Source organism: Lelliottia nimipressuralis (assembly GCF_004402045.1).
Classification (GTDB): Bacteria; Pseudomonadota; Gammaproteobacteria; order Enterobacterales; family Enterobacteriaceae; genus Enterobacter; species Enterobacter chinensis.
In genome coordinates, this window is the sequence record NZ_SOMG01000003.1 from 129,077 (window position 1) to 153,233 (window position 24,157).

Below are 24,157 nucleotides of genomic sequence, written 5' to 3' on the forward strand. Positions count from 1 at the left end.
TTTAAATCTTAATTATGCATCTTCGCCAAAAGCGTTTTTAAGCCATTCGATCTCATTTCCGGTGAAGGCTATCACATCGAACCGGCAATCCACAGTATCAAAGCTCCCATTATGGCGGGCAAGCCACAAGTGGGCAGTCTGTAATAATTTATGTTGTTTGGCGAGCGTCACGCTGGCGGCAGCACCGCCAAAACGGGAGGACTGTCGAAAGCGGACTTCTACAAACACAATGACCTGACCGTCTTTCATGATCAGGTCAATTTCGCCGCCGCGCCCGCGGACGTTAGCGGCGATAAAGCGCAGTCCATTGCCTTCAAGCCAGCGACGCGCTTTTAACTCCCACGCATCGCCGGTCTCTTTACGGCTTAACTGGCCGGGACGATTTGCCCCTGCTGGTATTTGAGCCATGATAACTTCCTGTTGATCACACAGTCCTGAGTCGCGGTCAGATCGCCGGTGTTGCCGTTAAGCTCAAAGCCCGGCACCTGACGCATCTGGGTAAAGTGGTTCGCCAGCGCCCACGCATCGACACCCATCGCATACAGACGCGCCAGAGAGTAATCGTTACGCACCGTGCTGAGCGCTTGCTGCATCAGCGCCGGGTTGCTGCCTGCCAGCATAGGGATTTCACTGTACTGCAGGCCGTCCATTTCCAGCCGGAAATCAGGGCCTGCGGTGCCCTGCGCGCTGCGTGAGCTGGCGTAGAGCGTTGCGCCGCTCTGGCTGCCGTTACGCATCGCAATCATCGGTTTGATAAAGGCGATCTCCTGCGGTGTGGCAACGATATAGGCCGCATCCACTTTACCGCCACCGCTAATCTGCGCGTCGGTAGGTGGGGCAGGGATCGTCAGGCCGCCAATCGTCACGCCCTGCTGCTGCGGCAGGCTCGCGGTCACCGGGCTACCGTTAAGCGCGATACCCGCTCCGCCGTTCACGCCCGCGCGCAGTTCAGAGACGGAACCGAATTTTTGCTGCAGCACCACGCCGCCGCCCAGCTTCTGCCACTCATCGGCAAAGGCATTGGCCACGCGATCGCCCAGCGTGCTGCGTGGGATGAGCAGCAGCGGAGCCTGCTTACCTTGTTCGTGAATATGACGGGCCGCATCGCGGGCTTCATCTTCAGGAGAAAGCGCGAAGTAGCAAATATTCGCCCGGTTCTGAACCTGCTCAGGCTGGTTGAGCGCCAGCACGTTCAGCGTGGTATTGCTCTTCATCAGCTCTTCCACGTTATTTTTCAGCAGCGGGCCGACAACGATGCTTGCACCGTCCTGTTGAACCTGCGCCAGCACCTGGTCAAGCGGCTGCGAGCTGGTGTCGTAGATTTTCAACTCAGCGCCCGGGTTGGCGCTGGTGGCTGCTATGGCCTGCGGCTGCGCGGCAGGTTGAGCTGCGGGTTGGGCAGGCTGCTGTTGAGTCTGTTGAGTCTGTTGGGGCTGTGCTGCTGCGGCGTCAGGTGCAGGCGCTGTCTGTGTCTCAGCCGGAGCCTGCGTCGCGGGTGCTGGAGTAGCCGCAGGCGTTGTCGGGGCCGTCACCGGGTTTTGCATCGTGCCCTGCGCCGGGGTTTGCGCTGTGGTCAGGTCGCTGGTCTCCGCGGCGGAAGGACTGACAACGTCATTCACATTGGCCGCCTGGGCCGCCTGTGCGGGAACCGCGCTGCCCGTTACCGACGTGGTGCCGTTTTTCGCCGCTTCAAAACCCTGCTGTATGGTACGTCCAAACACTGCCGCCTGGCCGTTTAGCGGCAGAAGCAGGGCGATTTTGCTGGTCGATGCGGGCTTAAAGTTCTGCACGTTTACCAGCTGGGTTGGCAACATTTTTGCGCCCGGGTTTTGCGGGTATCGCGTCTGCCAGTCTGTAATACCGGCTTTCAACATTTTTGGATCGCTGCGGTTGTTGAACCACATCTGCTGCAGATCCAGCCAGCCCTGAAGGACGTTTTCATCCGCGTTGATGACCAGCGCCTGCGCCTGTTCCTGGGTCATAGAGGCAAGCACTTGCCAGGTGGCATCAATATTTTTCTGCTTATCCGCACCACCGAGCAGTGGCTCTTGTGCAACAAGCGCACGGAGCAGCGTCAGCGAAGGACGCCCCTGCTCAGCGGTAATGCCCGCCTGCCAGAAGCGTGCCTGCTGATTTTTATCCAGTGCGCTCACGTCGATGTCACCGAGGATCTTCTTCGCGGCGGCGTAATCTTTCAGAGCGACTTTCAGTTCGGCAGAGAGCAGGCTCTGCTCACGACGCTGGGTGTCGTTAAGATCTTTCGGCAACTGGTTAAACAGCTCGGCAGCCTTCTGGGTTTTACCCTCTTTCAGCAGTGCACGAATGGCGAGTAATTGCCAGTTGGTCTTGGTATCATTTGAACTCTGCGACATTTGTTGCAGATAAAAGCCAGAGTCAGCCTGAGCGGAACCCTGAAGATGGGCTGTGCTCTGGTCAGGTGCCTGGGTGCCACAGCCTGCAAAGATCAGGGCTGCCAGCAGAAGCGGCACGCTGCGCGTGGCTTTTTTTCGAAGAAACGTTAACGGTACCATACTGTATCCAGTGATTTTTTTTACGCAATGCTCAATATTAAATCGGCAATACGGACGAAACAATGAAACAACACGAAACGGCAGATAATTCTCAAGGCCAGCTTTATATTGTACCTACTCCTATCGGGAATTTATCTGATATTACCCAACGTGCGCTCACCGTATTGCAAGCTGTTGATTTAATTGCCGCTGAAGATACCCGGCACACCGGGTTACTGCTTCAACATTTTGCGATTAACGCCCGTTTGTTTGCTCTGCACGATCACAATGAGCAACAAAAAGCCGAAACGCTGGTGGCGAAGCTGAAGGAAGGGCAGAACATTGCGCTGGTCTCCGACGCCGGTACGCCGCTGATTAACGATCCTGGCTACCATCTGGTGCGTACCTGTCGCGAAGCCGGTATTCGCGTTGTGCCGCTTCCTGGACCGTGCGCTGCCATTGCTGCGCTGAGCGCCGCGGGTCTGCCGTCCGACCGTTTCTGCTATGAAGGCTTCCTCCCGGCCAAATCCAAAGGCCGCCGTGACGTGTTGAAGGATCTGGAAGCGGAACCGCGCACCCTGATTTTCTACGAATCCACGCATCGCCTGCTGGAGAGCCTGGAAGACATGGTCACCGTCTGGGGAGAAGCCCGCTACGTGGTGCTGGCGCGCGAGCTGACTAAAACCTGGGAGACCATTCACGGCGCGCCGGTGGGCGAACTGCTGGCGTGGGTGAAGGAAGACGAAAATCGCCGCAAGGGCGAAATGGTGCTGATCGTCGAAGGGCATAAAGCGCAAGAAGACGCGCTCCCTGCCGATGCGCTGCGTACGCTGGCGCTGCTGCAGGCAGAGCTGCCGCTGAAGAAAGCGGCTGCACTGGCGGCGGAAATTCACGGCGTGAAGAAAAATGCGTTGTATAAATATGCGCTGGAGCAGCAGGGAGAATAATCCAGATGAGCCGCTATCAGCCCCCTTTTACCATCACACCATCGATTCTCAATCAGGTTGTTGAGATTGGTGAGCTATTAGGGCACTGGGCGGCACATTCAGGAAGAACCTCTCCGCTACTGCGCAAAGAGAACCGAATCCGCACAATCCAGGCTTCTCTGGCCATCGAGCATAACTCTCTGACGACCGGGCAAGTGACGGCAATCATGGAGGGTAAGCGCGTGCTCGCACCTGAAAAAGATATTCAGGAAGTACGTAACGCGATTCTTGCTTATGAAAAATTGCCCGAATGGAAGCCCTGGAAGCTTAAAGACTTACTCAGTGCACACCGGTTACTCATGACTGGTCTGGTCAATAATCCTGGCAAGCTTCGGCATGGGGATGTAGGGATATACCGTGGGAACCAGTTAGTCCACATGGCTCCGCCAGCCTCGCAGATGAACCGTCTTATCGACGATCTTCTTGCCTGGCTTAAGCAAACCGATCTTCACCCTCTGATTGCCAGCTCGGTATTTCATTACGAGTTTGAATTCATCCATCCTTTTTCAGATGGAAATGGCCGCATGGGGCGGCTGTGGCAAACGTTGATCTTAAGCCAATGGCGTGCAGAACTTGCATGGCTGCCCGTTGAGACTCTCATTCACTTCCAGCAAACGCGCTATTACCAGATTTTAGGACAATGCGATCGGGCCAGTGATTGCACGGCATTCGTGGAGTTTATGCTGCAAAATATGGCCGAAGCTTTGCGGGAAGGCATAGGGATGTCGTCCGTAATGTCGGAAAAAATGTCGGAAGAAATGTCGGAAAAGGAAAATGCTATTCTTGAGCTTCTTACCGTTCAACCACAAATGACTGCGGTAATGCTAGCATCTGTATTGGGCGTGACTTCCCGCACCGCGGAACGATATCTCCGTTCTTTGCAAACAAAAGGTAAATTAAAACGCCTGGGGGCAAGGAAAGGAGGAAGCTGGCAGGTCATGGCTTAACCTGCCAGCTGAACACTTTTATTTTCCTGGTAATGCCTCAAACACCAGCGTTTCCAGGGGCTTCAGGGTAATCACCACCGCGTTTTTATACGCCTCCGGTACGCTATCGTTATTGCCGTACACCGCCTTCAAACCAAATTGTGTCGTGCCGTCTGTCGGGATCTCAAAGTCTCTTGCCAGATCCAGATAGTAGCTTTGTGGCTTATCCGACGGGTTACGCAAGCCGATAATCGCTTTGTCCTTGCTCCAGGATGCCCAGCCGTAAACCTGCAATGCCGTCGGGTCACCGCCAATCCAGTGGGTATCCACCAGCACGCTGGCGTTATCCCGGGACCACTTCGCGGCCTGTGCCAGGGTATCCCACTTCGCCTTGTTGAGCATGGATGGGGTGATATACAGCTCCTGCAACTGGGTGCCTGTGGCGAAGTAGCTCCAGACCTGGTCGGCAAAATCGCTGTCCGTTTGCACCTTCTCCAGACCGTAATACGCATTCTCCGCGCTGACGATCCCGTGATACATCAGGGAGTTCAGCGGGAACAGCGGACCTTTACGCACTATGGAGCGATACGTTTCCGCATCGCGGTAGGTCATCCACTGCTGCACCGGCGTGCCGGGGCCGTACAGGTTGATATCATCTCCCTGACGCCAGATGGAATCGGCGTAGAACAGCCAGGATGGGCTGGCGTTGGTACCGGTCGTCAGGTTAATAAACAGATTCGGATTGGCGCTGCGCATGTTATGCAGCAGAGCGATAGAGGCGTCAAAATCCGAGGCGAACGGGCTGCCCTTAATATGCGAATTGGCATTACCCATCCCGTCGAGCTTGAACGAGGTGATGTGCTCGTTTTTGATAAGCTTAACGATCTGCTCGTTAAAGTTTTTAAAATAGTTCGGGCCTGACAGCGCCAGCTTCCCGTCTACCGTTTCGAAACCGTACTCTTTTGCATGCGAGACGCGAGTATCGCGCGGTTTGTTATATCCGCCCCACGGCGAGAGCCACAGGCCGACGGAGCTGTGCAGGCTGTCAGCTTTCTCCCGTACCTTGCCAAAACCCTTGCTGAAAGCCGGGCCAAACAGCCAGCGCCCGGTCAGGTCATCCCAGCCATCGTCAAGCAGGAACGCATCCAGCGCCACGCCGCGCCCGGTGATGAACTCCTTATTCCATTCATCCATCCGCCCCAGCACGTCCTGCTCGGAGTACGGGGTAAAGAAGCCGATATCCATCCAGCTGTTGTAGTGTAAATAAGGCTTATACGGACGCGGACGGACGGCATCAATAAACTGGTTTACGCTACGTCGCAGCTGGCTGGTCTCCGGGAAGGTACCAAAGTATGTGGTGTAGCTGACCGGGGTTGCCGGTTGAATAGGGGTTTTCAGCTCAACGTTGAGGTTGGTCGTCGCTTCATAGGCGTAAGTGTTAACGATGGGTTTATCCGGCAGAATAAAGAACGAGTCTGCGACGATCGGCGAACTGTTAATTGCCCCGTCGACGTAAGGAGCCTGAGCCTGCTTTTTGGTCGGGAAGAAGGTGATTTTAGCCACATCCCGGGGCTGCCCAACGGCGGCTATGGTGTAGTCGATGCTGGCGTATTTGCCCTTCACCAGGTTCAGCTTCACCGTCACGTTAAATTCCGGATGGGTGAAATCAATGACAATCCCGCTGTCCTGCTTTTCGACATGCTTGATTTTAAAATCTGCCGTGTGGATTTTAGTCTCGTCCGGCAGCGTCAGAAAGAACAGCTCCTGCGGCGTGAGCGGATGGTTAGCTTTGCTGTCCTTAACCACTACCGTTGAGTTTGCATCATCAAATGACAGGGCAATATTGTCGTTACTGAGCGTGTAGTTCGCGGCCACCGCACTATGAGAAACGCACAGGGCCAGCACTGAGAGTGCGAGGATTTTTTTCATCAGGGTAAGCTCCTTTTTAATCAGGCTTCTGCCGGAAGCAGCAAGCGGTTTGCCGAGCCGCAAACGGTAATTTTGCTTCTGACCACCTCTTTCATGGCGTCCATACCGACCCGCATATAGAAGCGCGGATCGTTACCCTGCGGGTTTTCGGCAAACCAGGCTTTAACCGCGTCAGAGAAGGCGATTTTCAGCTCGGTAGCCACGTTGACTTTGCACACGCCCAGCGCGATGGTGCGGCGAACATCCTCATCCGGCACATCGCTCGCGCCGTGCAGCACCAGCGGCACGGTGACCACTTCGCGGATCTCGGCCAGCCGCTGGAAGTCGATTTTCGGGCGTTTGGTGTACAGACCATGTGCGGTGCCGATGGCGACGGCGAGGCTATCGACGCCGGTCAGCTCGACAAAGCGTTTCGCTTCCTGCGGGTCGGTGAGAAACGCGCTTTCGGCGTCGACGCTCATGTCATCTTCCACGCCGCCAAGACGCCCCAGCTCGGCCTCGACGCTGCAGTCGTTGAGGTGGCAAAAATCGACGACCGATTTCACCAGCTTCACGTTTTGTTCGAACGGGTAGTGGCTGCCGTCGATCATCGCGCTACGCACGCCAGCGTTGACCTTGCGACGAATATCGTCGAGGGATTCGTGGTGATCGAGATGCAGCGCCAGCGGCATGTCGTAGGTTAGCGAGTACGCGCTGCACAGAGCGTAGATCTCTTCCAGCGCAATGTGCTTAAACGTGCCCGGCGTGCCCGCGAGGATCACCGGCGATCGCATTTCGCTACACACTTCGAGGATCGCCTGGATCGTCTCGGCGTTGTGGATGTTGAACGCCGGCACCGCGTAGCCTTTTGCCTGCGCATCCTGCAGAAGATATTTCGTTGAGATAATGCTCATAGTGCGATCCTCTTAAGCCTGCCACGGATGAATAACAACGCCCTGCACCACACGGTTGACCGTGCCGCTGGCAGATGGTGTATCGGGCGTATTGCCCACGCTGAGGGACTGGGACAGCGCAAAGACCTGGGCGTACATCAGGAAGCAGAACGCCTGTTCCATATCGATAAACGGGCGGGAAGGCGGCAGCAGGATGTGCGGACCCGCTTCAATAACCGGATCGTTTTCTGCAGCGATGGCGACGACGCGCAGGGCCTGACGTTCGCGGCGCAGTTCGGCCAGCAGATCGAGATCGTACTGACGCGTATACGGATGGCTGGAGACAAACACCACCACCAGCGTTTCGCTATCCACCAGCGATTTAGGTCCGTGGCGGAAGCCTGTTGGGGACTCGTAGAACGCCGCCAGCTTGCCCGCCGTCAGTTCCAGCACCTTCAGCGCCGATTCGCGCGCCGCGCCCTGCAGGCCACCGCTTCCCAGGTAGACGATCCTTTTCCACGGTTCGTTGCCAAAGACGCCGTGGCGGAAATCACCGAGTGAGTTGAGGATCGCCTGACAGCGATCGGCCACGTCGCGGAAGGTGTGGCTGCCGATCGTCTCTGGCGCGAATACCGCCAGGCAGCTCGCCATCATGGTGGTGATACTGCTGGTCATCGCGAAGCCGCGATCGTGCGTTTCGGCAGGCATCAGCAGGGCATAAGCGTTATCGCTGTCGACAGCATTCTGATACAGGCTGCCCGCCTCGTTACAGGTGATCGACAGGTGGTAGCACTCCGGCACGAACTGATTGGCCAGCTCTACCGCAGCCACGCTCTCCGGGCTGTTACCGGAGCGGGCAAACGAAACCAGCAGCAGCGGATGCGTCGGGCTGAAGTAATCCATCGGGTTCGTGACCAGATCGGTTGTCGGTACGGCGGAGATGTTTTTCCCGGTGTGGCTCGCAAGCCATGGCGCAATGATATCGCCAATAAACGCGGACGTGCCCGCGCCGGTCAGCACGATCCGCAGATCGCGCTTGCGCAGCAGCGGCGTCAGGAAACCGTCAATCGAGGAACGCAGATTATCGATGTTGTTGAGCGAGCGGATCCAGCTGGCAGGCTGCTGGCGGATCTCTTCTTCGGTCCAGGTGCCGGTTGTGGCGGCGGGGGTGATTTGTGGCATAACTCAGTCCTTAGTCGTGTGAATTCCACATCAGACGCTGGCAAACGTGTCGCTATCTTTCGTTTCGTTTCACTTGTTCACTTAAGCAGTTAAATAAAATCTATAGAAAAGAAATCGAAAGTTCAATGAAAGAAAAGAAATAAAACGAAAAGTGTGATCGTGAAAGGAAAGGGAAAATTTAAGGAAAGGAAAAGAAAGGCCTTACGGTTTCAGGCCGTAAAGCCAAAAGGAGACACAATGAAAGGGCTAAAGGGGGAGAGCCTGGCCCTGAATCCAGATCTGCTGAAGGTGTAAACCACCGTCCAGCGCAATCATATTGGCGCGTTTCCCTGGCGTTAAGGATCCGAGCTGACGATCGATGCCCAGCAGGCGGGCAGGGTGCAGCGAGGCCATATGAATAGCGTCTTCAGCGGTGACGCCCGCGTGCTCCACCATATTCCTGACTGCGGCATCCAGCGACAGCGTGCTGCCCGCGAGTCCGCCGGAGGCGGTTTTCACCACGCTGTGGTGCATCGTGACCTCTTCGCCACAGAGCGTATACCGCCCATCCGGCATACCTGCCGCCTGCATGGCATCGGTAATCAGCACCACCCTCTCTTTCGCACAGCAACTGCATAAACGCAGGGCTCCAGGATGAACATGGTGGCCGTCGGCGATAAGCTCCAGCCATGCCCGTTTGTCCGTCAGCCCCGCGCCGACCATGCCGGGCCCTCTGTGATGCAGCCCCGTCATGCCGTTATAGCAGTGCACCAGCCCGTCAGCGCCGGCGTCAAAGGCGGCGAGGGTTTGCTCATACGTGGCGGCACTGTGGCCAAGCATCACACGTAAACCCCGCTGCTTAAGGTGGCGGATAGCCTGTAACGCGCCGGGTTTTTCCGGTGCCAGCGCCACTACCTTGAGCGTGTTGTTCGAGAGCGTAATCAGCTCGTCCAGCTCGGCAATATCCAGCTCCCGAAACAGCGCCGACGGGTGTGCCCCTTTGTTCTGCGGGGTGAAGTACGGGCCTTCCAGGTAGCTGCCCAGAATCTGCGCGCCGGGGCCGCCCGACCGACAGCGTCGGGCGATGCGCGTGAGGGTGCCGTGAATGAGCTCCAGCGGTGCGGTGACGGTGGTGGGCAAAAATGCCCCCACCCCTTCACGCGCTTTATGGATGGCTAAAACGTCCAGCGTATCGGGTGCGTCATCCATCACATCCACGCCCATGCCACCATGCACGTGAATATCTATGTATGCCGGACAGAGCTTATCGGCATCGCGGGCGTGAACGCCCGTGGGGATAGGCTCAATCGCCGCGATAACGCCGTTTTCAATACGAAGCTGGTGGTCATCCAGCCAGCCCTGTTCGGTGAGCACCCGTCGTGCGCGCAGCAGCTGGCTCATATCCCTTCCTCAGCGGGCGCTTCCTCGCGGCAGCGGCCAAGCTCATCCACCAGGCTCGTCAGGCCGCGGTGGCCGCACTCCAGCGCCTGCAGACGAAACGCTTCGCTGGTTAATCCGTCGCGCTCCAGCACCATCTCCAGCAGGAGCTGCAGGTTGGTGCCGGTGATCACTTCGCTGCCCGGTCTTTGCATCGCGAGCGTTGAGGCCACGCGAAACGGCGTGCCGCCCAGCAAATCGGTGAGAAACACAATATCGTGCCGGGCGTCGAGTTCGCTCACCGCCTGCTCAAGCTGAGCGGTCAGCCGCGCCGTGGTGGACGTTTCAGGAAAATCGATGGCGATAAACTGCGGCTGCTCGCCGAGGATCTGCTTCATTGCCTGCTCAAGCCCACTGGCAAAACCGCCGTGACCCGTCAAAATAATGCCTAACATCGCAACCTCTTTGCTTTTACAGGAAGTGACAGAATTTGCCGACAACGCCCAGCACCACGGTGATACCAATCAGCCGCAGCGGGCTCCAGCCACGGCGCACCAGCCAGAACATGGTCAGGGTGTAAACCAGCGGCAGAAACGCGGGCATCAGCTTGTCGATAACGTCGGCCTGCAGTTTGACGACCGCATCCCCGGCTTTGATTTCGAGCGTGGTATTGAGACGGACATAGGTTGCCACCAGCGCGCCGATCACCGTCATCCCGACGATGGAGGCCGCATGGCCGACCTTTTTGGTGTTGGCTTTGATCAGAGGAATGGCCGCAACGCCCATCCGGTAAGCGTAGTGCGCCAGACCAAAACGCAGGCCGAGGTGCACAACGTTAAACAGCACGATAAAGACCACCGCGCCCAGAATTGATCCTTGCAGCGCCAGGCTGGCACCAATACCGCCGCAGATCGGCAGAAGGGTAAGCCAGAACATGGCGTCACCAATGCCGCCGAGCGGCGCACCGACGGCAATTTTGGTGCTCTGGATGCTGTTCACATCCTGTTTGGAGCGCTCCATCGCCAGAATAATGCCGATAACAAAGGTCACGAGGAACGGGTGGGTATTAAAGAAGCCCATATGGCCTTTCATCGCCCGCGCCAGGTCCCGCTTGTTGGTGTGGATCTTTTTCAGCGCAGGCAGCAACCCGTACAGCCAGCCGGAGGCCTGCATACGTTCATAGTTGAACGAGGCCTGCAGCAGCATTGAACGCCAGGCGACGCGGTTAATATCCTTTTTCGTCAGCTCGGCACCTATGTTTTGGTCTTCGTAGACGTTTTCGTTGACGCCGGTCAGCAGGGTCTCTTCAGTTTCAGACACGCCCGGTAACGTTGTTTGATTAGATGCCATCTTCGAATTCCTCTTTCTGGGCCGCTGGAGCCGTCGGTTCAGGTGATTTACGCATCAGGTCGATCAGCGCCATGGCCAGCGCGGCGGCCGCAATCGCCAGGACTGGAAGCTTGAGCCAGGCTGCGGCGACAAAACCGATAATGAAGTAAGGGATGTAGACGTTTTTCATCATGATCTTCAGCAGCACGGCGAAGCCGATAGCGGGCATGATGCCGCCCGCGACGCCGAGGCCGTCAATCAGACGCGCCGGTAGAACGTCAATGGCGGTTTTCGCGTGCTCCGCACCGAAATAGATGGGCAGAAACGCGCACAAGAAATAGAAGATGCCGAGCGCCAGCAGGGCCAGATAGTTAACCCGTTCAATGCCGTTGGTATCAGCATTGGCCGCCATGCGATCGCAGCGGGACATCACGCCGGACATCACGGAGAAGAGGAACGTAATCCCCATCTGTACCGCGACAGCAAACGGCACGGCGACCCCGACGGCAACTTCTGGCTTCACGCCTGTGCTAATGGCAAATGCGGTACCCACAATCGTGCCGATAATGACGTTTGGCGGTTGTGCGCCCGCGAGCGGCGCCAGGCCCATCCAGACCAGTTCTAACGTCCCGCCGGTCAAAATCCCGGTGTGCAGATCGCCAAGAATCAGGCCAACCAGCGGCCCGAGAACGACCGGCCGGTGCATGTGGGTTAACCCGTTAAACATATCCAGACCCGCGATAAAGGCGAGAAGCCCCAGCGCGAATGCCTGCAACAGACTGATTTCCATTGTGAATCCCTCAGAGCAGTTTAAAGAGATCCAAAGCAGTTTCTGTCGGAACGCCCTGAACAAAGCATTCCACCCCGGCCGTTTTCAGGCCATTGAACGCGGCAATATCGTTCGCGTCGACGGAGACCGTTTTGGCAATTTGTTGTTTGCCACTGGCGTAGTGCATGTTTCCTACGTTGATACGGGTGATGGGCACGCCGCCCTTGACCAGCTGCAGAAAATCGGCGGGAGATTTACAGACCAGCAGAATTTTCTGGCGGTCCGCGGCGCGATGAATGTTGTCGATCACTTTTTGTAATGACCAGAAACGCACGGCTATCCCTTCCGCGAGCACCATTTCCATCAGGTTCTGTTGAACAGGATCCTCAGCCACCTCATCGTTGGCGACCAGAACCAGGTTTGCCCCCGCAAACCCTACCCACTGCACGCCCACCTGACCGTGGATCAGGCGTTCATCAATGCGGCATAAGACAATGTTTGGCATAGTGCTTTCCTCTTTTTATTATGCGTTTTGCGTCGTTACGCCTTCGCAGGCGGCGTGGTATTGCTGGAGTATGTCCTGAATGTGGTCGATGATGAGTTCCCGAGGCGTCGACTTGAGAGCGCCTTCGCGAACTTTGCTGTACTGCAGCGGCAGGTACTGGCTGATCAGCGGCAATGGGATAGGGTCGTTTGCCAGGTTGCGTACCAGCCGCGCGAAGGCCTCGTCAATCTGGTTGTCCGGCCAATAATAACGCACGCGGTCAGAGTAGCTGTAGCCGCGCGCCAGGCGACGCGCGTTGCCGTCACCGTGGTAATGGCTTTGCCAGTACTTCGGTCGGTCGAGCATCACGTTTTCCAGCACGTGGCGCAGGCCAGAGCTGGCCTTCGCTGGCAGCAGCTCCTCTTCAATGGCGGCCAGTGAGAAGAGGGCTTCGCGCAGGGCGAAGGTCAATGCCGGGCCGACTTTTAAGATGGCGAAGTGATCTTTTACCAGCTGGCGCAGCGCCTGCGGCGTCTGGTAGTCAGTGGAGTGCGCTTCAAAAACCAGCGTATCGTAGGCTTCCACCATTTCGCTCAGGGCGATGGCTTTTTCCGGCCGATAGTCGCAGACGTGTGCGTGGTCGAACTCCACGCCGGGCTGTACCACCAGTCCGATAATGCGTGGCCAGATGTCGCTTAATCCTTCCTTTTCGAACGCGTGACGATGTGCTTCAAGCGTCGCGCGCGCCGCGTCTGGCGTGGTGACCTCAAGCTCGGTGAGCGTGTCGTGCGCTCCACCCGGTACCGGAACCTCCGTGCCGATAACGTAGACCAGATCGGATTCACCAAACTGTTCCCGACAGGTCGCTTCGGCAATGTTTGCCAGACGTGCGGCGCGTTCGGCGACAATCGCGTCGGTCAGGGGAACCGGGTCGCCCTTACAGGACATGCTGCAGTCGAGGTGGATTTTTTTGAACCCGGCAGCGACATAGCTTTTAATGAGATCGTCGGCATTGGCCATGGCTTCCCGTGCGGGCAGATGTTGCCAGCGGTTTGGCCCTAAGTGATCGCCGCCGAGGATCAGCTGTGACGCCGGGAAGCCAAGAGAGCCTGCCAGCTTGCAGACGAACCCGTGAAAATCGGCAGGCGTCATGCCGGTGTAACCGCCAAACTGATCGACCTGGTTTGAGGTGGCCTCAATCAGCAGCGGTGTCTGTTGCGAATAGGCGTAACGAATTGCGGCTTCAAGTACCAGCGGATGCGCGGAGCAGACGGCATAAATTCCGTTTGTCTTCCCCCGTTTATGCTGCTCCACCATTTCTGTCAGATGTTTCACTTTCCTCTCCATGTCGGATGGTGATGACACTTATCTTTCGTTTTGTTTCATTTAATCCTGCATCATGGTGATATAAAAATAAAACGAAAGATAATAGTTTTCCGATCTGTTTCACAAAAGAAACGGAATGAAAGGTTTCAGCGCGGGTAAGGTGAATGCCAGGCGGGTTTTCAGGGCTTGCATTCCCCCAAAAGAAAGGCGTTAATAGGCAAAACGAAATAAAACGAAAGTGTTTTTACTAAGGAGCTCGCATGAGCAGCACCGATCCATCCGCAGAAAAGCGCATCACCGGCACCAGTGAAAGGCGAGAGCAAATCATTCAGCGGCTGCGGGCGCAGGGAAGCGTACAGGTTAACGATCTTTCTCATTTATATGGCGTATCAACGGTAACGATCCGCAACGATCTGGCATTCCTTGAAAAACAGGGTATCGCCGTGCGCGCTTACGGTGGCGCGCTCATCTGTGAGGGCAATTCGCCGGGCGCTGAGCCTTCTGTAGAAGACAAAAGCTCGCTCAACACGGCGGTGAAGCGCAGTATCGCGCAGGCCGCTGCCGCGCTGGTGAAACCCGGACACCGCATTATTCTGGACTCCGGTACCACGACGTTTGAAATTGCCCGCATGCTGCGTCAGCACACGGATGTGATTGCCATGACCAATGGGATGAACGTGGCGAATGCGTTGCTGGAGGCGGAAGGCGTGGAACTGCTGATGACCGGCGGGCACTTGCGCCGCCAGTCGCAATCCTTCTACGGCGACCAGGCGGAGCAGTCCTTACAGAATTATCACTTTGATCTGCTGTTCCTGGGCGTTGACGCCATCGATCTCGATCGCGGCGTGAGTACGCATAACGAAGACGAGGCCCGTCTGAACCGCAAAATGTGCGAGGTGGCAGAGCGTATTATTGTGGTGACTGACTCCAGCAAATTTAACCGCTCAAGCCTGCATAAAATCATTGATACGCAACGGATTGATATGATTATTGTCGACGAAGGCATTCCGGCCGAGAGCCTGGACGGGTTGCGTAAAAGCGGGATCGACGTGGTGTTGGTTTAAAGAGGGTTTTTCCCCTCACACTAACCCTCTCCCCACAGGGGAGAGGGAACGGAATGGTGCCGTTAGTGACGATCACGTCACCGGTGCCGGGTTAAATACCGCCAGCTGGTTATGCAGCCCCCATTGATCCGAGAAAGTTTTTTTCCGCCCGCTCGCCACGTCCAGAATGAAGTGGAACAGCTTCCAGCCCACCTCCTCAATGCTCTCTTCCCCGGTGGCGATGGTACCTGCATTGATATCCATTAAGTCGTACCAGCGGTTTGCCAGCTCGGTGCGCGTCGCCATTTTAATCACCGGAACCGCCATCAGACCGTACGGCGTACCACGCCCGGTGGTGAAGACCTGCACCGTAATACCGGATGCCACCTGCTGCGTGCCGCAGACAAAATCGCTGGCTGGCGTTGCCGCGTAGATCAGGCCGCGCTTCGTCGGACGCTGGCCGGGAGAGAGCACTTCGGCAATGGCACTCTGACCGGATTTGGCAATGGAGCCGAGGGCTTTTTCCACCACGTTTGCCAGACCGCCTTTTTTGTTCCCCGGAGAGGGGTTGGCGCTGCGGTCGGTTTTACCCATATCCAGATAGTTATCGTACCAGGCCATCTCCTCAAGCAGGCGTTTGCCGACCTCTTCATTGACGGCGCGTGGCGTAAGCAAATGGATGGCGTCACGGACTTCGGTCACTTCGGAGAACATTACCGTGGCGCCGCAGCGAACAAGCAGATCGGACGCATAGCCCACAGCCGGGTTAGCCGTCACGCCGGAGAATGCATCGCTGCCGCCGCACTGGGTGCCCACCACCAGTTCCGACGCCGGACACGTTTCGCGCTGGCGCCGGTTGAGTTTGTCCAGATGGCGCTCTGCGACCTGCAGAATATCGTCGACCATTGAACGGAATCCAACGTGGCGTTCGTCCTGCAGGCGCACAATGCTGGCCTCATCCGCAGGGATGGCTTTGACATCTTCCGTGCCCTGCAGCAGGCGCTCGGGCTGGAGCTTTTCGCACCCCAGACCGATCACCATCACCTCGCCGCCAAAGTTCGGGTTGAGGGCGATGTTGTGGATAGTACGAATTGGCACGACCGCTGCCGGTGCGTTAATCGCCACGCCGCAGCCGTAAAGGTGGTTCAGGCCGACCACACCGTCCACGTTCGGGTATTTTGGCAGCAGATCGCGCTCGATGATTTTCACCACGTAATCCACTACGCCCGCCACGCAGTGCACGCTGGTGGTAATGCCGAGCAGGTTTTTGGTACCGACGCTGCCGTCCGCATTGCGATAGCCTTCAAAGGTATAGCCTTCCAGCGGAGGAAGCGGCTCCGGCACGCGGGTTGCCAGGGGCAGCGTATTCAGCGGCGGTGCTTCCGGCAGCTCAACCAGTGACTCCTCAATCCAGCTCCCCTGCGGAATGAAGCGGACGGCATAGCCGATGACTTCGCCATAACGCACGATTTCACTTTTAGCAGGGATATCCACCAGGGCAACTTTATGTCCCTGCGGAATATGCTCAATCAGTTCCAGCCCGTCCGGAAAGCGGGTTCCTGCTTTTAAGCCATTGTCGTTGACAATAATCGCCACGTTATCGGTGTCATGCACTTTTATATAGAACGCCGTCGGCGATGCGTGTCGAATTTCAATGTCGGCCATTGTTCACTATTCTCCAGCAAAGTGTCTGATAATAAAGTCAGCCCATTTTCTAATGGTAGAAATAAATACGTGGCTTTCAGAAATAAAGCATGTCAGCAGATGGGATGTGAGAATGTGATCCCGATCGCTCCGGAACCAGTAATGCCTGATTCTGTGCATTAGCGCCCAGTGCTTTGTGCATATGCTCAAAATATTATCAAAATGTACCGGAATGCTTGAGCATTAAAACAATGTGCGGTCGTGGATTGCGTCTTATACTGAATGACGATTTTATTACGCCAAACCAGCTCAGAATAATAAATATAATCCTGTCGCTGCGTCTGAATAAATAAAATGATATTGAACAAGGCTGCGGAATTAAAAAGGTAAACGCGATGAATAACGATATCTTCCCGAATAAGTTTAAAGCGGCCCTCGCGGCACACCAGATTCAGATTGGCTGCTGGTCCGCGCTGGCAAACCCCATCAGCACGGAAGTGCTGGGTCTGGCCGGTTTCGACTGGCTGGTGCTGGACGGCGAGCATGCGCCGAATGATATCAGCACCTTTATTCCGCAATTGATGGCGCTGAAAGGCAGCCACAGCGCACCGGTAGTGCGCGTGCCGACCAACGAACCGGTGATCGTTAAACGTCTGCTGGATATCGGTTTCTACAATTTCCTGATCCCGTTTGTGGAAACGCCAGAGCAGGCGGCGCTGGCCGTGGCCTCCACGCGCTATCCCCCGGAAGGGATCCGCGGCGTCTCCGTTTCACACCGCGCCAACATGTTTGGCACCGTCCCGGACTACTTCGTGCAGTCCAACAGCAACATCACCATCCTGGTCCAGATCGAGAGCCAGCAGGGCGTCGATAACGTCGATGCAATTGCCGCCACCGACGGCGTGGACGGTATCTTCGTCGGCCCAAGCGATCTGGCGGCCGCGTTCGGACACCTGGGGAATGCCGGTCACCCGGACGTACAGCGTGCCATTCAGCACATCTTTGCCCGCGCCAAAGCGCACGGTAAACCGTGCGGCATTCTGGCACCGGTTGAGGCGGATGCCCGCCGCTATCTGGAGTGGGGAGCCACGTTTGTTGCCGTCGGCAGCGACCTCGGCGTATTCCGCTCGGCCACGCAGAAATTAGCGGACGCTTTTAAAAAATAACCATCATTGAGGAAAAAACTATGACGCTGAAAGTGGGTTTTATTGGCCTGGGGATCATGGGTAAACCAATGAGTAAGAACCTCATCAAAGCAGGTTACTCACTGGTGGTATCCGATCACAATCCGCAGGCCGTGGCAGAGGTGATAGCGGCTGGCGCAGAAGCGGCCACCACCGCGAAAGCCATTGCTGAGCAGTGCGATGTCATCATCACCATGCTGCCAAACTCACCGCATGTTAAAGAGGTTGCGCTGGGTGAGAACGGCATTATCGACGGTGCGAAGCCTGGCCTGGTGCTGATCGATATGAGCTCTATCGCGCCGCTCGCAAGCCGTGAAATCAGCGAGGCGTTAAAAGCGAAGGGTGTTGATATGCTGGACGCGCCGGTCAGCGGCGGTGAGCCGAAAGCGATCGACGGCACGCTGTCGGTGATGGTCGGCGGCGACAAGGCCGTTTTCGACAAATACTACGATCTGATGAAAGCGATGGCGGGCTCCGTGGTGCATACCGGGGACATCGGCGCCGGTAACGTGACCAAGCTGGCAAACCAGGTGATTGTGGCGCTAAACATTGCCGCCATGTCGGAAGCGCTGACGCTGGCTACCAAAGCGGGCGTCAACCCGGACCTGGTCTATCAGGCGATTCGCGGTGGTCTGGCGGGTAGTACCGTGCTGGATGCCAAAGCGCCGATGGTCATGGACAGAAATTTCAAACCCGGCTTTCGCATCGACCTGCATATTAAAGACCTGGCCAACGCGCTGGATACCTCTCACGGCGTGGGGGCACAGCTGCCGCTGACCGCTGCGGTCATGGAGATGATGCAGGCGCTGCGCGCGGATGGCCTGGGCACGGCCGACCACAGCGCGCTTGCGTGCTACTACGAAAAGCTGGCGAAGGTGGAAGTCGCGCGTTAATCGCGTCTTGCCCACACCTGAGGGTGACAGCGGCGCGCAAACCCTCTATACTGCGCGCCGAAGCTGACCAGACAGTCGCCGCTTCGTCGTCGTCCCCTTCGGGGGAGACGGGCGGAGGGGAGGAAAGTCCGGGCTCCATAGGGCAGGGTGCCAGGTAACGCCTGGGGGGGAAACCCACGACCAGTGCAACAGAGAGCAAACCGCCGATGGCCCGCGCAAGCGGGATCAGGTAAGGGTGAAAGGGTGCGGTAAGAGCGCACCGCGCGGCTGGTAACAGTCCGTGGCACGGTAAACTCCACCCGGAGCAAGGCCAAATAGGGGTTCACATGGTACGGCCCGTACTGAACCCGGGTAGGCTGCTTGAGCCAGTGAGCGATTGCTGGCCTAGATGAATGACTGTCCACGACAGAACCCGGCTTATCGGTCAGCTTCAACTTCTTAAAAAACCCCGCTTCGGCGGGGTTTTTGCTTTCAGAGGATTGCAGGGCGGGTAAGCGCAGCGTCACCCGGCAATCGCATAAGCGACATCAATTCTCATATTTGCGACATTAAGCACATTTCACTGTTTTTACCCCTTCAATGTCTATCCGGCATCTATAGACGATCGACATCACGAAATTTCACGCTAGAAAATCATCAATCTTTAGTGTTGATAATTTGTTGCGAACGTTGCCTTAATGATCGTGAAACTTTACTCGTTTGATATGTACATATTGAAATTAAAAACATTCGCCCCGTGAATGTGTGACGTATTCCACTCTTTTCCTGAAGCTTAAAAATTCGCGCCAGAAAAATTTGATAAATTGAAAGAATGTTTCAAATAAATAACGGTTATTTATTGTCCTTTAATTGCCTGAAAGATCGTCTTTATTGATTTTTTTGCCACAGTTAAATTTGCTCGGGTTATCGCCATAAAATAAATTTATTACCGCTATTTTTGTTGATCAATATCAGCGTTGTAGCGTATTTATTGTCTTCTAATTACTTGATAGGTAAGGTTTTTAATGATTTATTGATGTGCAGGTTAAAGGCACTGAAAAGGAAATTGTGAGTAACAGCACATACCCCTTTAAACATTATTGAGTAGAATTCACCCCGTCATAGGGAAATAAGCGCAGAATATTATGAACACTATTATTCTACCGAAAACACAGCACCTCGTGGTATTTCAGGAAGTCATTAAAAGTGGCTCCATAGGTTCTGCAGCAAGACAGCTGGGCCTGACGCAGCCCGCCGTCAGCAAAATCATCAGCGATATCGAATCCTACTTTGGCGTGGAAGTGATGGTGCGTAAAAACACCGGCGTAAAACTCACTGCCGCGGGCCAGGTACTGCTCTCCTACTCGGAGTCGATCACGCGTGAAATGAAAAACATGGTGAGCGAAATCAACAGCCTGAGCTTCAGCACCGTCATGGACGTATCCTTTGGCTACCCGTCGCTGATCGGCTTTACCTTCCTGTCTGAGATGATCAAAAAATTTAAGGAAGTGTTTCCGAAAGCACGCGTCTCCATGTATGAAGCGCAGCTGTCATCTTTCCTGCCGGCCATTCGCGATGGTCGTCTGGATTTCGCCATCGGCACGCTGAGCGATGAAATGCTGCTGCAGGATCTGCACGTCGAGCCGCTGTTTGAGTCCGAGTTTGTGCTGGTTGCCAGCAAATCACGAACGTGCACCGGCCCGACGACACTGGCATCGCTCACGCAGGAGCAGTGGGTGATGCCGCAAACCGATATGGGCTACTACAAAGAACTTCTGACCACCCTGCAAGACAACCACATCAGCATTGAAAACATCGTCCAGACCGATTCCGTCGTCACCATTTATAACCTTGTGCTGAATGCCGATTATCTGACGGTCATTCCCCGCGACATGATTGCCCCGTTCGGTTCTGACCAGTTTATTGTCCTGCCAGTGGAAGATGAATTACCCGTGGCGCGTTATGCCGCCGTGTGGTCGAAAAATTACAGAATTAAAAAATCAGCGTCAGTATTAGTTGAACTGGCAAAACAATATTCGTCGATGAATATCGAAAGACGACGATGAATAATTAGTATCCATTTTAAAAACACCCAGAGCGTTAACATGTTAACGCGCTGATACCCTGACTTTGCCCGAAAAGAATGAATTATTATAACGAGGATATTATGCATATTACCTACGATCTCCCGGTAACGATTGAAGATATTCAGGATGCCAGAAAGCGACTGGCAGGAAAGATATATAAAACCGGTATGCCACGCTCGAATTATCTCAGCGAACGCTGTAAGGGCGAAATATTCCTGAAGTTTGAGAACATGCAGCGTACCGGTTCGTTTAAGATCCGCGGTGCGTTTAACAAATTAAGCTCGCTGACCGACGCCGAAAAACGCAAAGGCGTCGTCGCCTGCTCCGCGGGAAACCACGCTCAGGGGGTGTCCCTCTCCTGCGCCATGCTGGGCATTGACGGCAAAGTCGTGATGCCGATGGGCGCACCGAAGTCTAAAGTTGCCGCGACGCGCGACTACTCGGCGGAGGTGGTACTGCACGGCGAGAACTTCAACGATACCATCGCCAAAGTCAGCGAGATCGTCGAGATGGAAGGGCGTATTTTTATTCCACCTTATGATGACGCCAAAGTGATCGCCGGGCAGGGCACCATCGGGCTGGAGATTCTCGAAGATTTATACGATGTGGATAACGTTATTGTGCCTATCGGCGGCGGCGGTTTAATTGCCGGGATTGCGACGGCAATTAAATCCATCAACCCCACCATTAATATTATCGGCGTGCAGTCAGAAAATGTTCACGGCATGGCGGCATCGTATCAGGCTGGAGAAATAACAAGCCATCGCGTTACCGGCACGCTGGCCGACGGCTGTGACGTTTCTCGTCCCGGTAATTTACCGTTCGAAATTGTTCGTGAATTAGTCGATGACATTGTGCTGGTCAGCGAAGATAACATTCGCGACAGCATGATTGCACTCATTCAGCGAAATAAAGTGGTGACGGAAGGCGCCGGCGCGCTGGCCTGTGCCGCGTTATTAAGCGGCAAGCTAGACCACTATATTCAGGGGCGTAAAACCGTCTGCATTATTTCCGGCGGCAATATCGATCTCTCCCGCGTTTCCCAAATTACCGGCTTCGTTGACGCATAAAGGTGACCTATGAGCAACACAGAAAGCATTATCGTTGGCCAGACAAAAACGTCCTCCTGGCGTAAGTCTGATACCACCTGGACGCTTGGCCTGTTCGGAACCGCGATTGGCGCAGGCGTGCTGTTCTTCCCCATTCGCGCAGGCTTTGGTGGCTTGATCCCGATCCTGCTGATGCTGGTTCTCGCGTTCCCGATCGCGTTTTACTGCCACCGCGCGCTGGCGCGTCTGTGCCTGTCCGGTAGCAACGTCTCCGGCAACATCACCGAAACGGTAGAAGAGCACTTTGGTAAGACCGGTGGGGTGGTCATCACGTTCCTCTACTTCTTCGCCATTTGCCCGCTGCTGTGGATTTACGGCGTCACCATTACCAACACCTTTATGACCTTCTGGGAAAACCAGCTCCAGCTGCCTGCGCTGAACCGCGGCGTGGTGGCGTTGTTCCTGCTGCTGCTGATGGCCTTTGTTATCTGGTTCGGTAAAGACCTGATGGTGAAGGTGATGAGTTTCCTGGTGTTCCCGTTTATTGCCAGCCTGGTACTGATTTCCCTGTCGCTGATCCCTTACTGGAACTCGGCGGTGATCGACCAGGTCAACCTGAGCGATATCACCTTCACCGGTCATGACGGCATCCTGGTCACGGTATGGCTGGGGATCTCCATCATGGTCTTCTCCTTTAACTTCTCGCCCATCGTCTCCTCGTTTGTGGTCTCCAAGCGTGAAGAGTACGAGCCAGAGTTCGGTAAAGAATTTACCGAGCAGAAATGTTCCAAAATCATCGGTCGCGCCAGCCTGTTGATGGTCGCGGTGGTGATGTTCTTCGCCTTTAGCTGCCTGTTTACGCTCTCTCCGCAGAACATGGCGGAAGCCAAAGCGCAGAACATTCCGGTGCTCTCATACCTGGCGAACCACTTTGCGTCGATGTCAGGAACTAAATCAACGTTCGCGACGGTACTGGAATACGGTGCCTCCATCATCGCGCTGGTGGCTATCTTCAAATCCTTCTTCGGGCACTACCTGGGCACGCTGGAAGGGCTGAACGGTCTGATCCTCAAGTTCGGCTACAAGGGCGACAAGAAGAAAGTCTCTGTTGGCAAACTGAACACCATCAGCATGGTGTTCATCATGGGCTCCACCTGGGTTGTTGCGTACGCCAACCCGAACATTCTTGACCTTATCGAAGCGATGGGTGCGCCAATCATCGCCTCTCTGCTGTGCCTGCTGCCGATGTATGCCATCCGCAAAGCGCCGGCCATGGCGAAATATAAAGGCAGACCGGAGAACATCTTCGTCATGGTTGTGGGCCTGCTGACCATTCTGAATATCGTTTACAAACTGTTCTAACCAAAGCTCAGGAAGAGCGGAGTCACATGATGATTGAGTTTCCGGTTGTACTGGTTATTAACTGCGGTTCGTCCTCTGTTAAGTTTTCGGTGCTCGATGCCAGCAGCTGCGATGCCCTGATGACGGGCATTGCGGACGGTATCAACACTGAGAAAGCCTTTATTTCCGTGAACGGGGGTGAGCCGGTCAGTCTGGCTCACCACGACTACGAAGGGGCGCTGGCTGCCATCGCCCTGGAGCTGGAGAAGCGTAACCTGATGAGCAGCGTGGCCTTAATTGGCCACCGCATTGCTCACGGCGGTGACCTCTTCAGCGAGTCGACCCTGATTACGGAAGAGGTGATTGAGCAGATCCGCCAGGTTTCACCGCTGGCACCGCTGCATAACTACGCCAACTTAAGCGGCGTGGAAGCCGCAGAGCGCCTGTTCCCGGGCGTTCAGCAGGTTGCGGTGTTCGATACCAGCTTCCACCAAACGCTGCCGCCGCAGGCGTATCTGTACGGATTACCGTACCGCTATTTTGAAGAGCTGGGCGTGCGTCGCTACGGCTTCCACGGTACCTCTCACCGCTACGTGGCCGGGCAGGCGCAGGCGCTTCTCGGGCTGTCCCCCGATGACAGCGGCCTGGTGATTGCCCATCTCGGCAACGGCGCATCCATCTGTGCGGTGCGCAATGGCGAAAGCGTGGATACCTCCATGGGGATGACGCCGCTGGAAGGGCTGGTGATGGGCACGCGCTGCGGTGACGTGGACTTCGGCGCGATGGCGTGGATTGCCCAGCAGACCGGCCAGTCGTTCGAGGACCTGGAGCGCGTGGTCAACAAAGAGTCCGGGCTGCTTGGGATCTCCGGCATCTCTTCGGATCTGCGGGCGCTGGAGAAAGCCTGGCACGCGGGCAATGAACGGGCGCAGCTGGCGATCCAGACTTTTGTGCACCGTATCGCACGGCATATCGCAGGTCACGCCGCGTCGCTGCACCGCCTGGATGGGGTGGTCTTTACCGGTGGCATTGGCGAAAACTCAATGCTGATCCGCGCGCTGGTGGCGGAACACCTGAAGGTGTTTGGTATCAGCCTCGACAACGCCAAAAACGCCCTGCCGGGCAGCGCGGGTGAGCGCCTCATCAGCACCGAGTCGTCCCGCGTGGCCTGCGCGGTTATCCCTACCAACGAAGAAAAAATGATCGCGCTGGACGCCCTCCGTCTTGGGAAGGTTACCCCGGCTGCGGCTTACGCCTGATAAAGCGAG

The 24,157-nt window shown here is 55.9% G+C and carries 21 protein-coding genes and 1 other RNA gene; 10 read left to right on the forward strand and 12 right to left on the reverse strand.

Annotated elements, in window-relative coordinates:
• Positions 1–12: 12 nt before the first annotated feature.
• Positions 13–408: a YraN family protein gene (locus E3U32_RS01795; protein WP_023333573.1), complete on the reverse strand. Its 396-nt coding sequence runs from the start codon at positions 406–408 to the stop codon at positions 13–15.
• Complete coding sequence (locus E3U32_RS01800) at positions 366–2,531, reverse strand: penicillin-binding protein activator (RefSeq protein WP_134347433.1); 2,166 nt, start codon at positions 2,529–2,531, stop codon at positions 366–368. Before E3U32_RS01800 ends, E3U32_RS01795 begins: the two co-directional genes overlap by 43 nt.
• Before the next feature lie 62 nt (positions 2,532–2,593).
• Here E3U32_RS01800 and rsmI point away from each other — a divergent pair, with 62 nt between their 5' ends.
• Together rsmI and E3U32_RS01815 are read left to right on the forward strand one after the other, a co-directional pair.
• Positions 2,594–3,457 (forward strand): 16S rRNA (cytidine(1402)-2'-O)-methyltransferase, encoded by an 864-nt coding sequence (gene rsmI / locus E3U32_RS01810; RefSeq protein WP_029739643.1) that lies wholly within the window; start codon positions 2,594–2,596, stop codon positions 3,455–3,457.
• 5 nt (positions 3,458–3,462) lie between these two features.
• The gene (locus E3U32_RS01815) at positions 3,463–4,443 is read left to right on the forward strand and encodes a Fic family protein (protein WP_134347434.1); all 981 of its coding nucleotides are present in this window, start codon (positions 3,463–3,465) and stop codon (positions 4,441–4,443) included.
• A gap of 18 nt (positions 4,444–4,461) precedes the next feature.
• Here the strand turns inward: E3U32_RS01815 and E3U32_RS01820 are convergent, their stop codons facing one another.
• The 9 genes from E3U32_RS01820 to kbaZ all read right to left on the reverse strand — a co-directional run bounded on the left by E3U32_RS01820 (position 4,462) and on the right by kbaZ (position 13,690).
• On the reverse strand, positions 4,462–6,351 hold the full coding sequence (locus tag E3U32_RS01820) for an enterotoxin (protein WP_134347435.1): 1,890 nt from the start codon (positions 6,349–6,351) through the stop codon (positions 4,462–4,464).
• A gap of 20 nt (positions 6,352–6,371) precedes the next feature.
• Positions 6,372–7,244: a tagatose-bisphosphate aldolase subunit KbaY gene (kbaY, locus tag E3U32_RS01825; protein WP_013098894.1), complete on the reverse strand. Its 873-nt coding sequence runs from the start codon at positions 7,242–7,244 to the stop codon at positions 6,372–6,374.
• Positions 7,245–7,256: 12 nt separating this feature from the next.
• Positions 7,257–8,405: an SIS domain-containing protein gene (locus E3U32_RS01830; RefSeq protein ID WP_134347436.1), complete on the reverse strand. Its 1,149-nt coding sequence runs from the start codon at positions 8,403–8,405 to the stop codon at positions 7,257–7,259.
• 246 nt (positions 8,406–8,651) lie between these two features.
• Positions 8,652–9,785: an N-acetylglucosamine-6-phosphate deacetylase gene (gene nagA / locus E3U32_RS01835; RefSeq protein WP_134347437.1), complete on the reverse strand. Its 1,134-nt coding sequence runs from the start codon at positions 9,783–9,785 to the stop codon at positions 8,652–8,654.
• Complete coding sequence (agaF, locus tag E3U32_RS01840; RefSeq protein WP_047347731.1) at positions 9,782–10,216, reverse strand: PTS galactosamine/N-acetylgalactosamine transporter subunit IIA; 435 nt, start codon at positions 10,214–10,216, stop codon at positions 9,782–9,784. Before agaF ends, nagA begins: the two co-directional genes overlap by 4 nt.
• 16 nt (positions 10,217–10,232) lie before the next feature.
• Positions 10,233–11,111 (reverse strand): PTS N-acetylgalactosamine transporter subunit IID, encoded by an 879-nt coding sequence (gene agaE / locus E3U32_RS01845; RefSeq protein WP_134347438.1) that lies wholly within the window; start codon positions 11,109–11,111, stop codon positions 10,233–10,235.
• Positions 11,101–11,880, reverse strand: a complete 780-nt coding sequence (gene agaW, locus E3U32_RS01850; RefSeq protein WP_059312192.1) for a PTS N-acetylgalactosamine transporter subunit IIC — start codon at positions 11,878–11,880, stop codon at positions 11,101–11,103. The genes agaE and agaW overlap by 11 nt, the downstream gene beginning before the upstream one ends.
• 10 nt (positions 11,881–11,890) lie before the next feature.
• Positions 11,891–12,364: a PTS N-acetylgalactosamine transporter subunit IIB gene (gene agaV, locus E3U32_RS01855; protein WP_134347439.1), complete on the reverse strand. Its 474-nt coding sequence runs from the start codon at positions 12,362–12,364 to the stop codon at positions 11,891–11,893.
• A gap of 18 nt (positions 12,365–12,382) precedes the next feature.
• The gene (gene kbaZ, locus E3U32_RS01860) at positions 12,383–13,690 is read right to left on the reverse strand and encodes a tagatose-bisphosphate aldolase subunit KbaZ (RefSeq protein ID WP_134347466.1); all 1,308 of its coding nucleotides are present in this window, start codon (positions 13,688–13,690) and stop codon (positions 12,383–12,385) included.
• 239 nt (positions 13,691–13,929) lie between these two features.
• On the opposite strand from kbaZ, the gene E3U32_RS01865 reads away from it, so the two are divergent.
• Positions 13,930–14,733, forward strand: coding sequence for a DeoR family transcriptional regulator (locus tag E3U32_RS01865; protein ID WP_134347440.1), 804 nt, complete (start codon positions 13,930–13,932; stop codon positions 14,731–14,733).
• Between the two features lie 72 nt (positions 14,734–14,805).
• On the opposite strand, the gene garD is transcribed toward E3U32_RS01865, so the two are convergent.
• Positions 14,806–16,377, reverse strand: coding sequence for a galactarate dehydratase (gene garD / locus E3U32_RS01870; RefSeq protein WP_134347441.1), 1,572 nt, complete (start codon positions 16,375–16,377; stop codon positions 14,806–14,808).
• A 374-nt stretch (positions 16,378–16,751) separates the two neighbouring features.
• Between garD and garL the strand changes: the two genes are divergently transcribed.
• The 7 genes from garL (at position 16,752) to tdcD (ending at position 24,148) form a co-directional block, all read left to right on the forward strand.
• Entirely contained in the window at positions 16,752–17,522 is a 771-nt protein-coding gene (gene garL, locus E3U32_RS01875; RefSeq protein WP_134347442.1) for a 2-dehydro-3-deoxyglucarate aldolase, read from the forward strand.
• Positions 17,523–17,542: 20 nt separating this feature from the next.
• The gene (gene garR, locus E3U32_RS01880) at positions 17,543–18,433 is read left to right on the forward strand and encodes a 2-hydroxy-3-oxopropionate reductase (RefSeq protein ID WP_134347443.1); all 891 of its coding nucleotides are present in this window, start codon (positions 17,543–17,545) and stop codon (positions 18,431–18,433) included.
• Positions 18,434–18,492: 59 nt separating this feature from the next.
• Positions 18,493–18,869: RNase P RNA component class A (gene rnpB / locus E3U32_RS01885), an RNA gene on the forward strand.
• Between the two features lie 688 nt (positions 18,870–19,557).
• On the forward strand, positions 19,558–20,478 hold the full coding sequence (gene tdcA / locus E3U32_RS01890) for a transcriptional regulator TdcA (protein ID WP_134347444.1): 921 nt from the start codon (positions 19,558–19,560) through the stop codon (positions 20,476–20,478).
• Positions 20,479–20,579: 101 nt separating this feature from the next.
• The gene (tdcB, locus tag E3U32_RS01895; RefSeq protein ID WP_134347445.1) at positions 20,580–21,569 is read left to right on the forward strand and encodes a bifunctional threonine ammonia-lyase/L-serine ammonia-lyase TdcB; all 990 of its coding nucleotides are present in this window, start codon (positions 20,580–20,582) and stop codon (positions 21,567–21,569) included.
• Positions 21,570–21,578: 9 nt separating this feature from the next.
• The gene (gene tdcC / locus E3U32_RS01900) at positions 21,579–22,910 is read left to right on the forward strand and encodes a threonine/serine transporter TdcC (protein ID WP_134347446.1); all 1,332 of its coding nucleotides are present in this window, start codon (positions 21,579–21,581) and stop codon (positions 22,908–22,910) included.
• A gap of 29 nt (positions 22,911–22,939) precedes the next feature.
• Positions 22,940–24,148 (forward strand): propionate kinase, encoded by a 1,209-nt coding sequence (gene tdcD / locus E3U32_RS01905; protein ID WP_134347467.1) that lies wholly within the window; start codon positions 22,940–22,942, stop codon positions 24,146–24,148.
• The last annotated feature ends 9 nt before the right edge of the window (positions 24,149–24,157 follow it).

Coding starts and splice junctions, on each gene's coding strand:
- E3U32_RS01795 (WP_023333573.1), bottom strand. CDS start 408: ATGGCTCAAATACCAGCAGGGGCAAATCGTCCCGGCCAGTTAAGCCGT.
- E3U32_RS01800 (WP_134347433.1), bottom strand. CDS start 2,531: ATGGTACCGTTAACGTTTCTTCGAAAAAAAGCCACGCGCAGCGTGCCG.
- rsmI (WP_029739643.1), top strand. CDS start 2,594: ATGAAACAACACGAAACGGCAGATAATTCTCAAGGCCAGCTTTATATT.
- E3U32_RS01815 (WP_134347434.1), top strand. CDS start 3,463: ATGAGCCGCTATCAGCCCCCTTTTACCATCACACCATCGATTCTCAAT.
- E3U32_RS01820 (WP_134347435.1), bottom strand. CDS start 6,351: ATGAAAAAAATCCTCGCACTCTCAGTGCTGGCCCTGTGCGTTTCTCAT.
- kbaY (WP_013098894.1), bottom strand. CDS start 7,244: ATGAGCATTATCTCAACGAAATATCTTCTGCAGGATGCGCAGGCAAAA.
- E3U32_RS01830 (WP_134347436.1), bottom strand. CDS start 8,405: ATGCCACAAATCACCCCCGCCGCCACAACCGGCACCTGGACCGAAGAA.
- nagA (WP_134347437.1), bottom strand. CDS start 9,785: ATGAGCCAGCTGCTGCGCGCACGACGGGTGCTCACCGAACAGGGCTGG.
- agaF (WP_047347731.1), bottom strand. CDS start 10,216: ATGTTAGGCATTATTTTGACGGGTCACGGCGGTTTTGCCAGTGGGCTT.
- agaE (WP_134347438.1), bottom strand. CDS start 11,111: ATGGCATCTAATCAAACAACGTTACCGGGCGTGTCTGAAACTGAAGAG.
- agaW (WP_059312192.1), bottom strand. CDS start 11,880: ATGGAAATCAGTCTGTTGCAGGCATTCGCGCTGGGGCTTCTCGCCTTT.
- agaV (WP_134347439.1), bottom strand. CDS start 12,364: ATGCCAAACATTGTCTTATGCCGCATTGATGAACGCCTGATCCACGGT.
- kbaZ (WP_134347466.1), bottom strand. CDS start 13,690: ATGGAGAGGAAAGTGAAACATCTGACAGAAATGGTGGAGCAGCATAAA.
- E3U32_RS01865 (WP_134347440.1), top strand. CDS start 13,930: ATGAGCAGCACCGATCCATCCGCAGAAAAGCGCATCACCGGCACCAGT.
- garD (WP_134347441.1), bottom strand. CDS start 16,377: ATGGCCGACATTGAAATTCGACACGCATCGCCGACGGCGTTCTATATA.
- garL (WP_134347442.1), top strand. CDS start 16,752: ATGAATAACGATATCTTCCCGAATAAGTTTAAAGCGGCCCTCGCGGCA.
- garR (WP_134347443.1), top strand. CDS start 17,543: ATGACGCTGAAAGTGGGTTTTATTGGCCTGGGGATCATGGGTAAACCA.
- tdcA (WP_134347444.1), top strand. CDS start 19,558: ATGAACACTATTATTCTACCGAAAACACAGCACCTCGTGGTATTTCAG.
- tdcB (WP_134347445.1), top strand. CDS start 20,580: ATGCATATTACCTACGATCTCCCGGTAACGATTGAAGATATTCAGGAT.
- tdcC (WP_134347446.1), top strand. CDS start 21,579: ATGAGCAACACAGAAAGCATTATCGTTGGCCAGACAAAAACGTCCTCC.
- tdcD (WP_134347467.1), top strand. CDS start 22,940: ATGATTGAGTTTCCGGTTGTACTGGTTATTAACTGCGGTTCGTCCTCT.